Raw genomic sequence first — 12,497 nt, 5'->3', positions numbered from 1 at the left:
GAAAGGAATAGGCCGTGGCTCTGTCCCTTGTAGTACCTATCTTCGGTTCACCGGCCGCAGGCAAAACCACTCTGACATTGCGCCTCGGATCGGCACCGGGGCGGCGGATCTTCCGACTGCGCGAGCACGTGCCGACCTACGTACTGGCTGCCACCGCGACCAGTAGCGAACGGCTGGGCTGGATCGACGAGTTCACTGTTGGGGAAGCGCTGCGCTCGTACTTCGATGCCGCTCACGCCGATCCGGACGTGCACACCGTGCTGCTGGACAACTTCCCCGGTTCTGCGAGCCAGGTCGACCAACTGCTCACCACCCTTTGGGCGTTGACGCCGCCCGGTCATATCGAGGCGATCGAAGTCATAACCGACGCCAAGACGCTCAAGCAGCGGGCGAAGAACCGAAAGGTGTGCCACCAGTGCGAGCGCGATCCCATCCGCGATCCCCGACTTCCAGCCATACCCAGCCGGGATGACCCCTGGCAGTGCGCTCATTGCGGTGGCTTGTTGCATCCACGGCGAGGTGATTCGCCGCGGTTGTTCAAGGCCAGGTTGCAGCGCTACCACCAGACGGCTGCCGGTATCCGAGCGGGCTTCACCGACTCCGGTATTGCTGTCACTCAGCTCGACACCACCAACACCATCGACGGGGCGGCGAATCTGCTTGCCCCGCTACTTAATTCACGGAGTTCCACACGATGAATACTGTTCCATTGCCCATGCCCAGCCTCGAGCCGAGCAGTGATGGGTACGGCCACGCCCGCATGCCGCGCGGTGCCATCGTTCCTCAGCCGGACCGAATCGACCGCGTGGCCTACGGCCGCTTCCGCAACGTGTACCTCTACATCACCGAGGCGTGCCAACTTCGCTGCGAGCACTGCTACATGGGCGAACGGCTAGACCGGGCGCTGAAGATGCCGCTGCCCAAGATCGTGGACACGCTCACCACGTGGCGTCGGCTGGGCGGGAACAAATTGACCATCCTCGGTGGGGAGCCGACGCTCCATCCTCACTACTGCGAGGTGATCCGACTGAGCAAACAGCTCGGCTACGAGCACGTCATCACCACGACGAACGCTCAGAAACCGGCACTTAGGCGCTTCCGGCAGCTCGGACCCGAGGACTTCGCCTACGTACAGGTGAGTCTCGACGGTGGCAGCCGCGAGACCCACGATGCCGTGCGTGGTGCCGGCACGTTCGATGAAGCCATGGAAACCACGCGGGAGCTGGCCGAACGCGGCTTCGACACTCGCATCATATGCACGGTCAACAAGGCCAACGAACGAGATGTGTTCCAACTCCTCGACATTGCGGATGTCCTGGGTGTGAGCCTGGTGAAGTTTCACGTCTTCTCGACCATCGGCACCGGGCACGGCAATCCGGAGATGGCCATGACACCGCCGGAATGGGTGAGTTTCTGCGACACGCTCAATGATGTTGCGCCCCAGCACAAGACAAGGGTGTGGTATCAGCCGACGTATGCCCGGCGCGATCAGATGGAGCGCTACGCCGCCGAGGGCTACCAGGGGTGCATCGGCCGAACACTGGACCGAATTTCGATCTTCCCGGACGGCCGCTGCTACGTCTGCTCCTACCTGTTCGACACCGAGCTGCACTTCGCCCAGATGGTCGACGGGCAAGTACGGCTCAACCACAGTGCCAACGAGTTCGAGCTGTTCACCAGTGTCCTCGCCGAAAGCTCATGCGGCGGATGCAAAGCCGGTGCCTGCATGGGCGGGTGTCCGGCCGAAGAGGTGGTGATGGGCCAGTCCTCGTGCGCGGCCTACGAGGACATCGTGCCCGTCTGCCGCCTGTGGAAGTCCAGCGCCAAGCCCGAGGAGTGAACTCAATGGACGATATGGATCGGATCGCCGAAAATCTGCGCTGGATTGACTGGGGCGACATCGACGATGTCGAGCGGAACTGTCGTGAGGCATTGAACGAACTTGCGGCCGAACCGCGAATTGTGCGTACACGGCTGGAGGAGCTACCGAACCGGCCCGAACTGCTCGACCTGTGCGAGCACTACGACATCTTGGACAAAATCGTGCTGGCCAGCGAGGACGATCCGGGAGTACGGGTACGGCTGCACGTATTCCTGCCGGGCTACTTCGACCGCCCGCACAATCACCGCTGGTCCTACGCCAGCAAGATTCTGCGTGGGCACTACCGGCACTACATGTTCGGCAACGCCGAGCTGGACGAACAGGTGGAGCCGAACAAGCTGCCAGTGCTGCACGTTCGAGAGGAGCCGGTGGGCACCAGCTACGCGCTGCACCACTCGATGGTGCATGCAGTCGTCGCGGAGCCGTTCACGGTGTCGCTCGTGATACGCGGGCCAGCCGTCAAGGATCGGTTTTTGGTTATGGATCGGCAGACGAACGAGGCGTGGTGGCAGTGCGGGGCCAAGGATGAGTCCGACGCGGAGGCCAAGAAGAAACAGTTGAGCCGGGCGCGATTCGCGGAAGTAACTGGCTGGATGGATGAGTGGGGGTTGTTCTAGCGGCGGCGAACTGTTGGCGACCGGCGATGAATGCCCGCAGTTCGGCCAAGGTCGGCAGTGGGGCACCTTGATGTCGTGCGCACCGGAGTGCCCCACTCGCCGATCCGAGCAACATACTTTGCCCCATGGACCAGCCAGCCCAGAGGCCATAAAGCAGGCCACCCGAGAAGGCAGCACCCGCGCAGTGCGTGTGACGAACCTCCACCGGAAACGCTGGCACCGAGACCAGTTCCGACCGACTGAGCCCGACGGCACCCCGAGCACCAGCGGTCACGATCACCCAGGCTGCACGAGTCCGGTCCAAGATGGATCGGGCCAGAGCTGGCGCATCGGCGTGGGCAGTGTCATCGACATTCGTTTGCACCAGCAGGCCGGAGTAGCCGCGGACAGCAGCTGCCATTTCGGGCGAAAGCGCGGAGCCACCAAGATTTAGCAACAAGGGCACCTCGGCGGCACGGGCGACCTCGATCACGCGCAGTGCAGCTGATTCGATCAGCTCGTAGCCATCCAGGTAGACGAATGCCGTATCCGCCAACGGCGACAGGTCGGCACGCTCCAAACTGGCGACGACGCCCGGCAAGTGGGCGAACCAGGTGCGGGTGTGCTGGTCGTCGCCACTCACGACGATTCGTGGTGTGACGACATCCGTCCTGATCGCGAAGGCACGCTGGACCTCGCGTTGTTCCAGCCAGCGGGCAACGCCTCGGCCGTGCTCATCGTCGCCAATGTCGTTGGTAATCAGCAGGGTCGGTGCTCCCAGCGATGCGAGCACCGCCGCTGTCATTGGCCCGTCAGCCGCTACCGACCATTCGATGGTGCGGATTTCCGCTCCATGGTTGGCGAGGGGGAATACGGGCACGGTCCATAATTCCGCCTGCGCCAGGTAGCTGACGCACACCACCGGGCCAGACGGAGGCACCGTGATCTACCAGCCGTAGACCGAGAAGGAGTCGCCGGCCGCAACGCGCTCCATCGCTGTGCGGCAGTAGGGGATCATATGATCGGGCAGTGCATCTGCCGCGAACCATTCGAGCGCACTGCACTTTTCAGGTTCCAGGTTGGTTGACTCCCCCTGCCACGTGTCCACGGTGAAGAAGAACGCTATCCGCCCGCCTGAGGACGAGTTGTGCATGATGTGGCTGAAGTGCACATCCTCCGGCGCGATGGCAACGCCGATTTCTTCCCTGGCCTCGCGGATCAGAGCGTCGACCACCGATTCGTCGGCTTCGAGATGACCACTCGGCAAGTGCCAGGCTCCATCCTCGAAGCCGGTGTTCTGGCGCTGGCCGAACAGCACTTCAGCCCCTCGGCGCAGTAGCAGGTGAACGTCACCAGTCACCTTGTGCCGCTGCGACTTTGCTTCTTGAGCGAGCGCGATCGTTGTGTCAGTCATCGTTCGGTTGTCTCCACTCGTAGTGGTTGAACTGGTTGTTTGATGCATTGAGCCCCTGAACGCACCGAGCCTAGATCTCCCGTCATCGGTGCTATATACACCGAACGTATACCGACCAACGGGTCGCGATATGGATCGATCCTGGATGCGGATTCACCCTCGTTACCAGGCAATTCGGCCATAAACGGAACGGGAGTGGTGGACATGCGTAGGCCGCGACACATCCGGATCGAATCCGGTGCGCTGAGGTTGGACTATCAGGGGTCAGCTGAACAGGCCCAGAATGTCGCCGATGAGCTGGCCCACGGATCGCCGGAGGTCGTTGTCACGGTCGATGACAACGTGACCGAAGACCCTCCAACATTGCCGTGCTCGCGGTTGTGGGAGTGAAATTCGCTGTGACCGAACGGATTCCCCATACTCACGGTAGAGGACGTCACGTCACGAGCATTTGTACCGAACCCACGCACCTGCGATCGAGGCCACGCTGTTGACTTCATCGCTGGTGGTGATCCTCTGGCCGAGTTCGCTGTTCTGCACAGCAGTAGCGTGGTTCCGAATCGGCAAGCGCTGGAAGTCAGTCCATCCGCCCGACGGGCGAGGTGGTGAGTTCGTCAGCTGTGACCGTGACGACGAGGATCATTACTGTCACGAGGAAAATGACACGCAACCGATGAAGACAAACGCAGCCCAAGAGTCCTGGGTCAGTGAGGATGATACGGAGATACTGCCACGACTGCAGGACATTGTGCCGCCGCTGCGGCAGACGCCAATACGGCGACCGCCGTGGCTTCATGGCCGTTCTTGAGCCTTTATGACGTCGATCGCGAGTTTCACTGCGGCAGCCGTATTAGGCACGATCCAGTCCGGCTCGAACACGCTCCCCGAGCGTACGTGAATCTCAGCAACTCGGCAAAGCCAGAAAAATTTCGTTTCGAGTTTATCAACATGGCTCGGAATGAAGCTCTGATACCAGCAGCGTCGGACGAATACATTTTTATACTGAAAAACGGTGGTACCGCCGCATATCGGCAATTATCCCTCCAGACCGGGTGGAGAGATCACCTTCAAACGTTCTGGATAACCGATGCGCTCCGGCGGCAGAACAGATTTTGTGCGGTGATCTTGATGAGGCCATTCCGGGGGGTGTTCCGTGGTGGTATTCCATGGTGGATTCGGTGCGGTGCTCAAATCACGCCACCCCGAACCCGTGGACCCGCTGGTCAGATGGCACATATCCGGCTGGGTCATACCCAGGATTGTCTATATATCACTCATATATAGACATCCGCCGTCGCGCCGTACACAGGAGTGTCGCTGCCGCCCGGACTGGTGCCCGATCGTTCCTGCGGAGACACTCCTCATGTCCGCTTTCTGCCTTGTTCGTGTTTGTCTTGCCCGGTTTGGTCGGCGGTGTCGCAGTGTGCGAGCGGACTCGCGCCCGGTGATCGCAGGCGAATCGTGCTCGCGCCGAGCCAGCGCCGCGCCGGTATCCGCAGGACTCGCGAAATCCCCGCTGCGTGGGCCGACATCGCACATGCGGGCGAGCCCTGCCGAGGCCCCTCACGAAATGAACTCGAAAATTTTCACATCGAGTTGTCCCGAAACGGCGATTTCGGCGGGAGTAGTAAGTAGACACCTTTCGCCTCTCGATGTCAGGAGCGCCCCCGTGACCGGCAACTCCCACCACGTCCAGGACGACCACCCGAACCCCAGTGAGCCTGCCACACCAGAGCGCCCCGCTACCGTGACCCCCTTGCGCCGCCCCCGCCGCCGACATGGCGAGATCACCGTGGAACGGATCGAAACCACACCCATGACACCCGAGCAATACCAGCGTGCCGTCGCCGCGCTTGCCATGCTTGTCAACGAATGGAAATACGGCCCTGACTATCCGGAACAATCCAGCGAGAAAGCCGCATAACCGCCCCATTGCACCTGTTTCCATTCCGGGATATATGGGAAAATAGACCACAGGGAATTCGCAGAACGAAGGGGAAATTCTCGCATGGCACGACCGAGAAAGAAAAGCCACAAAATCGCGCGCGTTCAGCCCGACCGTCTCGATACTCTCGACACGGTCAGAGTCGGGATCTACGTGCGCCGGTCCACCGATGATGAACACCAGCCATATTCGATCGAGGCCCAGGACGCCCGTTTGGGTTCTTACGTGGATTCCCAACCAGGCTGGCACATCGTCATGCGGTTCGCCGACGACGCCTCCGGCGCGTCCACCGAACGCGAGGACTTGCAACGCGCCATGCGCGCCGCCGAGGCGGGTTTGATTGATGTCCTACTCGTCTACCGAGTCGACCGGTTCTCCCGCAACCTGCGCGACATGGTCGGCCTGCTCGACGATCTCGACAAGTGCGACGTGGTGTTCCGGTCGGCGACAGAACCGTTTGATACCTCAACTCCCATGGGACGCATGCTTGTCCAAATGCTCGGCATGTTCGCCCAATTCGAACGCGACACCATCATCGACCGCGTCATCGCGGGCATGGAACGCAAAGCCGCCAAAGGACTCTGGAAAGGCGGACGCCGCCCCTTCGGTTACCTCCCCGACGCCACCGGGCACAGCCTCACATCCCATCCCGAGGAATCCCCGATCGTGGCACTGATTTACCACCTCTACACCCGAGACAGGCTGGGCTCCAAAGCATTAGCGCGTGTCCTCAACGATCGCGGGCACCGCACAACCAACGGCGGTACCTGGTCCGGGCACCAAGTCCTGCGCACCCTGTCCAACCGCGTCTACCTCGGGGAACTGTCCTTCCGTGACATCACTGTCGCCGACTGCCACCCGCCACTCATCGACACAGACCTGTTCACCGAGGCCGAACGGATACTCACCGAGCGCGGCGACGACCACGCCCATCGCCGCGCCAACGACTCCGACTACACCCTCACCGGCCTGATGCGCTGCCCCCAGTGCCGTACCGCCATGATCGGCACCCGCGCCCACGGCAAAACCAAGGTCTACCGCTACTACACCTGCCACACCCGCAACCGCTACGACAGCGCCCGGTGCGACGGCTACCGCCTCAACGCCGACAACGTCGAATCCGCCGTCCTGGACGCCCTAGCCACCTTCTACCGCGACCATCACCCTCTCATCGCCGACGCTGTCACCGAGGCCCAACGCCAGCACCACACCGGACACGACGCCCACCACGCCGAACTCTCCGCCGTCCGCGCCAACATCGCCGACATCGACACCAAGATCGGCCGCTACCTCACCGCGTTCGAGAACGGCACCATGGACGAACAACTCATCGGCGACCGCCTGGCCCAACTACGCGCGAACAGCCGCCAACTCACCCACCGCCGCGACGAACTCACCGCTACCCTCGACACCGTCCCCACTGGCCCCGACTCTGCCACCCTCACCGACATGGCCGATCACATCACCGAACTGATCGCCACCGGCACCGACCACGCCCGCAAAACCCTGATCGAAACCGTCATCGAAGAAATTAAGATCACCGGACCCGACACCATCGTGCCCGTCTTCCGCATCCCCCAACCACCCACCAACCCCCAAAAGACCACCACCCCGCACACGAAAAAGGCCCCAACCGGAGGAAAACCGCCGGTCAGGGCCTCAGAGAAAAGTGTTCGCCCAATGGCAAACTTGGTGGAGCTAAGGGGACTCGAACCCCTGACCCCCACAAAGAGGTTCATGAGACTCATCGGTCCGGCGAGGCATCGACGTTCTGCACCGACACCAACGATCGCCGCCGCGATAGCAACGGAAGTGGCCGCACCGGCCCGGCTATGAAGCCGACGAATTACGTTCGGCCACAACGTAAATACAGCGCACGGCGAGGAACTCCCGTCAGGACCGAACTGCACGGCCTCCTCACCGGGCTACCCCGAACGCACCCCCACAACGAATACTCAACCTCAATGACCCGCTCGTCAGAACGTCAAGTCGACCGGCGGCACCGTAGCTCCCAGCCCACTGCGCCCGAGGCGGTCCGTGACGCCCGAGCAGACGACTGAGCAGGGAAAAGGCTGCGCGACCGACGATGGCCCTTCGGCTCCATGAGCAGTCCTCCCCCTGTAGGCACCCGACACCGACATCACATCGACGACGAAAGAGTGGGGTAACCGTGGGGCCAGCTCGAGTCTGCGCCCACACCCGCGAACCACCACCAAACGATACGCAACCTGCACCACCAGTTACCTCGAACGCGCGGTAAGTAGGCTCCCCTCCCGTGTCAAGGCGCGGGTGACCAGAACGCCACTGAGGACCAGATCTTCTGCATCCATCGAGGCCACTAGCCACACCGCTATCGGGGCCGGCGGGGCCGGTCAACACCGCCCCGCCCGTCTCGGCCGCAATGTCGATGCCGTCTGAATACTGGATCTGGCACAAATTTGGCGATCGCGGATCTCAGGTTGTTCACTCGCTCAACAGGATTCGCTTTCGGAGGAGGTCGGTCTTCGCTCGGCCGAACATTTGCCGTTTGAGCATCTTAATGCGGTTGACGTGCCCTTCGACCGTTCCGCTACTCCATGCCATGGTTCGGCCCGCGGTGACTGCGTCCTGGTCGCGGCGCAGTCCTCGGACGAACGAGTGCAGTGCCGGTTGATCGTCGGAGTCGACGGCGACCATCCACCGCTCGAGATCTCGACCGCGCCGCTCGCCCATGATCTCTGCGAACGCGCGGACGTGCCCGGTGAGAGCGGCAAGTTCCGGACTGATCGCCAGAATCCGATCGAGACTTTCCTGGTGCTCGGGAGCAAGGGCGGCGGGGTTGGTCATGATCCAGCCGACGACCTTCCGGACCGCCGGCGGTTTGCGTGGCGGAGCCGGGATATGTGCGAGGGCGCGGAAGGGGTGAAGGTAGTTGCGCACCATCCTCTCGCTGCCTTGGTGGCCGAGGGCCTTGATCTCTTCGAACAGCTGGGTCGCGTTGGTGCAGCCCTCGTTCCACCGCTGATGCAGGTGGGATTTATGTGCTTCGAGCACGCTGATGCGGTATCCGGTGCGGTCGTTGACCAGCAGTTCGTCGGCCGATTCGGCGGGCGGTGCCGCGGGCCAGCCCCAGCTCACGACTGATCGCGCGGATGGTCGTGCCCTGGGCCAGCAACGCATGGACCTCGGCCCAGCGCTGGCGGGTGCGGACTGCGGTGCGATCCTTCCGCTGATCGGGCGTGACAGGCCCGCGATGCATTTCAGCGGCAATGTCGGTGATGTCGGGCCGGTTCTGCGGTTCGGGTTCGGCGATCGCGGCGGCGAGGCTGGCGCGGTGGCGTGCCACGGTGCGTTCGACTGCCTCGCCGCGGTTGTGCCAGATGTGCCAGCGGTCGGCGACCTGCACCGCGTCCGGCGCTCCGGCAGCGGTGCCCTCGGCGTAGGCGCCGGCCCGGTCACGGCAGACCATCTCGACGCCCGGATGGGTTCGTAGCCAGGCTGCGAGGGTGTCGGCGGTTCGGTCGTCGAGAACCTCGACCGATACGCCGTACCCGACCTGGTGCTGCACCTCCGGGGGGGGCGATGCGACCGGACGCGAAACCCAGCCCAGCCGGGGCGTCAGGAGCGGGTTGAGTTGATGGGCGCTTGGGCGGCGTCCGTGCCCCAGCTGGCCAGGAGACACAGCGCCTCCGCCGACGGCGAGCCCGGTTCCGCGTGGTAGACACACAGGTACTGCTCCGCGTCGTCCGGGAGGTACAACGTCTCGTACGCCAGGGTCAGCTCACCGACCAGAGGGTGCCGCATCCGCTTCACACCATGCCCCTTTTCCTTCACGTCATGCGTGGCCCACAGCCGCCGAAACTCCTCGCTCTTGACCGATAGTTCCCCCACCAGCGCCGACAGCTCCGGGTCGTCCGGATGCTGGCCCGCGTACAGCCGCAGATAGCTGACCATGTCGGACGCCTTGGAATCCCAGTCCAGGAACAGCCGCCGGTAGTCGGGAGAAAGAAAGGTCAGCCGCGCCCAATTGCGTTCGGCGGGCGGCAGCTGCCCCCAGTCGCCGAAGAGCGCCGCCGCCATCTGGTTCCAGGCGAGGATCTCCGACCGCGCCCCGGCCACGTACGCGGGCATCCTGTCCATCGACTCCAGCAGTTGCCGCAACGTGACCCGCACCTGCTGCTGCTTGGGTGCCCGATACTTGCGCCGCAGTTGCTTGGGCTTGGCGAGGTGGGTGAGGTGCGCGTGCTCGGCGTCGGTCAGCCGCAGGGCGCGCGCGATCGAGTCGAGCACCTCCGCCGACACATTGCGCCCGTTGCCCTGCTCCAGCCGTGTGTAGTATGCCACCGAGACCCCGGCCAGCTGAGCCAGTTCCTCGCGACGCAGGCCCGGCACCCGCCGGTGCCGCCCTTGCCAGGGAATCCCTACGTCACCCGGCTCGAGCCGGGCCCGGCGCGTACGCAAGAACTCGCTGAGCTCGGCGCGCTGGTCCAGGCCGTCGGAGTGGGCGGCCTGAGCGTCGTCCGGGGCAGGATTGTCGCTCATGCTCTCCAGTATTCCCGGTCGTACGACTACGAGCCTGATCCTGTCAGTGGTAGGACCACTGGACGTACGCAAAGCACGGCCTAGGCAAGTGCCGGTTCGTCCAGCACGCTGGAAGCCATGACCACCACTGTTGCCGCATATGCCGCCCCCAGCGCCAAGGCTCCGCTGGAGCGCACCACCATCGAGCGCCGCACGGTCGGCGAGCACGATGTACTGATCGCCATCAAGTTCGCCGGGATCTGCCACTCCGACATTCACCAGGCCCGTGCGGGCTGGGGTGAGGCCATCTTCCCGATGGTCCCGGGGCACGAGATCGCCGGCGTCGTCGAGGCGGTCGGTTCCGGTGTGACGAAGTTCAAGGTCGGCGACCGCGTCGGCGTCGGCTGCATGGTCGACTCCTGCCGCGAATGCGAGCCCTGCCGCAACGGCCAGGAGCAGCACTGTGTGCAGGGAAATGTGCAGACCTACAACGGCATCGGCAAGGACGGCGAACCCACCTACGGTGGCTACTCACAGAAGGTCGTCGTCGCCGAGGCATTCACCGTACGCATCCCCGAGGGCCTCCCCCTCGACGTCGCGGCACCGCTGCTGTGCGCCGGCATCACCACGTACTCCCCGCTCAAGCACTGGGGCGCCGGCCCCGGCAAGAAGGTCGCTGTGATCGGCCTGGGCGGCCTGGGACATATGGGCGTCAAGATCGCCCACGCTCTCGGCGCGGAAGTCACCGTCCTGTCGCAGTCGCTGCGCAAGAAGGACGACGGCCTGAAGCTGGGCGCCGACCACTACTACGCCACCAGCGATCCGAAAACGTTCGAGGAGCTGGCCGGTTCCTTCGACATCATCCTCTCCACGGTGTCCGCGCCGCTGAACTTCGGCGCCTACCTGAGCCTGCTGAAGACGGCCGGCGCGCTGGTGAACGTGGGCGCTCCCGAGGAACCCATCTCGCTGAACCTGTTCTCGCTGATCGGGGGCGCCAAGATCCTCGCCGGCTCCATGATCGGCGGCATAGCCGAGACCCAGGAGATGCTCGACTTTTGCGCCGAGCACGGCCTGGGCGCAGAGATCGAGCTGATCGAGGCGAGCCAGATCAACGAAGCGTACGAACGGGTCGACAACTCGGACGTGCGCTACCGCTTCGTGATCGACACGGCCACAATCTGATCGACACCTCGTTGGTCGGGGGCGCACTCACCGTGCCATCGGCCTGATCCCACGGGTAATCGAAGCCCTCCCCGGGCTCCGGCAACATCGCGCACAGAGAGATCGCCGGATCCCAGGAGGGCTCGCCACGTCCGCGGACGCTTGGTTACGCTTCGTCCTCCCCTGATTTCTCGTCTTTCTATGCCGCACATAGGGCGCACCGAAAGTCGGCTATGCGCTATCGGATGCCCTGGATCACTACACCCGCCGGCCCATCCGAAGAATCCGATACAAACGGCAGACCGACGTCGGCGAAAGGGACCTCCACACCACCGCGTTCACGGATCGACTCCGCCCACCACAAAGCGTTGGACGCGAACTGGGTGGGGCGCAAGACGGTCCAGTCCATGCCGCTGGTCTCGACCAGTTGCTCCACGGCAGCGTTCTCCTGCGCCGGTCCCAGATGGGGATGGGTCTGCACGGTGATCGACGACACCAGCACGACATGCTCGACGCCCGCCCGCTGGGCCGCCGACAGGATGCTGGCATCGTCCCCGACACGGGACACCAGAAACAACGCGGTCGCACCCTCGACCGCGGACCGCAGCGAGTCCGCATGCTGCAGATCGGCCTGGAACGGCTCGACCCCTTCGGGCAGCCCGGCGAAGGTTGCGTTGCGGGTCACCGCTCGCACACGGACCTCACCATGCTCAGCCAGCTCTGTCAGCAGTGCTCTGCCGATGTTGCCAGTCGCGCCGGTCACCAGAATCGTCTTCGCCGACGTTTGAGTGTTGATCATGCATGCTAGAACCTCAACATTAGTTCAGGTCAAACGATCTGCCACAACACGGCGCCCCACACGACCGGCAACCTCCAACCCGCTGCGATCACATCAAATCCGAAAACTAAAGATCTTTCGGTTACTTGGTGAGTTGTTCCGGTCGGGTTGTGCTGCGGTGTAGGACAATCGCAGGGTGTCAGAGCGGGAGCCATCATCGG

General features: G+C 63.4%; 12 protein-coding genes and 1 pseudogene. 7 read left to right on the top strand and 6 right to left on the bottom strand.

Translation table 11 applies throughout. The annotated features are described in order from the left end of the window. Window positions 1-14 precede the first annotated feature (14 nt). The 3 genes from ACLMAJ_RS24635 to ACLMAJ_RS24625 are packed head-to-tail and all read left to right on the top strand — an operon-like array spanning window position 15 to window position 2,499. On the top strand, window positions 15-698 hold the full coding sequence (locus ACLMAJ_RS24635) for an adenylate kinase family protein (protein ID WP_412016177.1): 684 nt from the start codon (window positions 15-17) through the stop codon (window positions 696-698). Next, entirely contained in the window at window positions 695-1,840 is a 1,146-nt protein-coding gene (locus ACLMAJ_RS24630; RefSeq protein ID WP_412016176.1) for a radical SAM protein, read from the top strand. The genes ACLMAJ_RS24635 and ACLMAJ_RS24630 overlap by 4 nt, the downstream gene beginning before the upstream one ends. Before the next feature lie 5 nt (window positions 1,841-1,845). Further along, on the top strand, window positions 1,846-2,499 hold the full coding sequence (locus ACLMAJ_RS24625; protein WP_412016175.1) for a hypothetical protein: 654 nt from the start codon (window positions 1,846-1,848) through the stop codon (window positions 2,497-2,499). 121 nt (window positions 2,500-2,620) lie between these two features. Here ACLMAJ_RS24625 and ACLMAJ_RS24620 read toward each other — a convergent pair. Then, window positions 2,621-3,283, bottom strand: a pseudogene (locus tag ACLMAJ_RS24620) (carbohydrate kinase family protein); the annotation flags it as partial. A 141-nt stretch (window positions 3,284-3,424) separates the two neighbouring features. Further along, window positions 3,425-3,892, bottom strand: a complete 468-nt coding sequence (locus ACLMAJ_RS24615; RefSeq protein WP_412016174.1) for an NUDIX hydrolase — start codon at window positions 3,890-3,892, stop codon at window positions 3,425-3,427. 204 nt (window positions 3,893-4,096) lie between these two features. On the opposite strand from ACLMAJ_RS24615, the gene ACLMAJ_RS24610 reads away from it, so the two are divergent. From ACLMAJ_RS24610 to ACLMAJ_RS24600, 3 genes are all read left to right on the top strand, one after another. Beyond that, the gene (locus tag ACLMAJ_RS24610; protein ID WP_412016173.1) at window positions 4,097-4,282 is read left to right on the top strand and encodes a hypothetical protein; all 186 of its coding nucleotides are present in this window, start codon (window positions 4,097-4,099) and stop codon (window positions 4,280-4,282) included. 1,279 nt (window positions 4,283-5,561) lie between these two features. Beyond that, the gene (locus ACLMAJ_RS24605) at window positions 5,562-5,816 is read left to right on the top strand and encodes a hypothetical protein (protein WP_412016172.1); all 255 of its coding nucleotides are present in this window, start codon (window positions 5,562-5,564) and stop codon (window positions 5,814-5,816) included. 84 nt (window positions 5,817-5,900) lie between these two features. Further along, entirely contained in the window at window positions 5,901-7,673 is a 1,773-nt protein-coding gene (locus ACLMAJ_RS24600; RefSeq protein WP_412016171.1) for a recombinase family protein, read from the top strand. Between the two features lie 627 nt (window positions 7,674-8,300). Here ACLMAJ_RS24600 and ACLMAJ_RS24595 read toward each other — a convergent pair. From ACLMAJ_RS24595 to ACLMAJ_RS24585, 3 genes are all read right to left on the bottom strand, one after another. Next, on the bottom strand, window positions 8,301-8,663 hold the full coding sequence (locus tag ACLMAJ_RS24595; RefSeq protein WP_412016202.1) for a transposase: 363 nt from the start codon (window positions 8,661-8,663) through the stop codon (window positions 8,301-8,303). Window positions 8,664-8,853: 190 nt separating this feature from the next. Continuing rightward, on the bottom strand, window positions 8,854-9,384 hold the full coding sequence (locus ACLMAJ_RS24590) for a transposase (protein ID WP_412016170.1): 531 nt from the start codon (window positions 9,382-9,384) through the stop codon (window positions 8,854-8,856). A gap of 50 nt (window positions 9,385-9,434) precedes the next feature. After that, window positions 9,435-10,358 carry a helix-turn-helix domain-containing protein gene (locus tag ACLMAJ_RS24585; protein WP_412016169.1) on the bottom strand — a complete coding sequence of 308 codons (924 nt, stop codon included), beginning with the start codon at window positions 10,356-10,358 and terminating at the stop codon, window positions 9,435-9,437. Window positions 10,359-10,475: 117 nt separating this feature from the next. Here ACLMAJ_RS24585 and ACLMAJ_RS24580 point away from each other — a divergent pair, with 117 nt between their 5' ends. Then, the gene (locus tag ACLMAJ_RS24580) at window positions 10,476-11,519 is read left to right on the top strand and encodes an NAD(P)-dependent alcohol dehydrogenase (protein WP_330256289.1); all 1,044 of its coding nucleotides are present in this window, start codon (window positions 10,476-10,478) and stop codon (window positions 11,517-11,519) included. Window positions 11,520-11,736: 217 nt separating this feature from the next. On the opposite strand, the gene ACLMAJ_RS24575 is transcribed toward ACLMAJ_RS24580, so the two are convergent. After that, complete coding sequence (locus ACLMAJ_RS24575; protein WP_412016168.1) at window positions 11,737-12,297, bottom strand: SDR family oxidoreductase; 561 nt, start codon at window positions 12,295-12,297, stop codon at window positions 11,737-11,739. Between the last annotated feature and the right edge of the window lie 200 nt (window positions 12,298-12,497).

The sequence above is a fragment of the Nocardia arseniciresistens genome (assembly GCF_046764875.1).
Taxonomy (GTDB): Bacteria; Actinomycetota; Actinomycetes; order Mycobacteriales; family Mycobacteriaceae; genus Nocardia; species Nocardia arseniciresistens.
This window is presented reverse-complemented; position numbering and strand designations above follow the sequence as displayed.

What these genes read in the sequence shown, in the direction of transcription:
- ACLMAJ_RS24625 (WP_412016175.1), top strand. Translation starts at nt 1,846, where the DNA reads ATGGACGATATGGATCGGATCGCCGAAAATCTGCGCTGGATTGACTGG.
- ACLMAJ_RS24575 (WP_412016168.1), bottom strand. Translation starts at nt 12,297, where the DNA reads ATGATCAACACTCAAACGTCGGCGAAGACGATTCTGGTGACCGGCGCG.
- ACLMAJ_RS24595 (WP_412016202.1), bottom strand. Translation starts at nt 8,663, where the DNA reads ATGACCAACCCCGCCGCCCTTGCTCCCGAGCACCAGGAAAGTCTCGAT.
- ACLMAJ_RS24610 (WP_412016173.1), top strand. Translation starts at nt 4,097, where the DNA reads ATGCGTAGGCCGCGACACATCCGGATCGAATCCGGTGCGCTGAGGTTG.
- ACLMAJ_RS24615 (WP_412016174.1), bottom strand. Translation starts at nt 3,892, where the DNA reads ATGACTGACACAACGATCGCGCTCGCTCAAGAAGCAAAGTCGCAGCGG.
- ACLMAJ_RS24600 (WP_412016171.1), top strand. Translation starts at nt 5,901, where the DNA reads ATGGCACGACCGAGAAAGAAAAGCCACAAAATCGCGCGCGTTCAGCCC.
- ACLMAJ_RS24580 (WP_330256289.1), top strand. Translation starts at nt 10,476, where the DNA reads ATGACCACCACTGTTGCCGCATATGCCGCCCCCAGCGCCAAGGCTCCG.
- ACLMAJ_RS24585 (WP_412016169.1), bottom strand. Translation starts at nt 10,358, where the DNA reads ATGAGCGACAATCCTGCCCCGGACGACGCTCAGGCCGCCCACTCCGAC.
- ACLMAJ_RS24630 (WP_412016176.1), top strand. Translation starts at nt 695, where the DNA reads ATGAATACTGTTCCATTGCCCATGCCCAGCCTCGAGCCGAGCAGTGAT.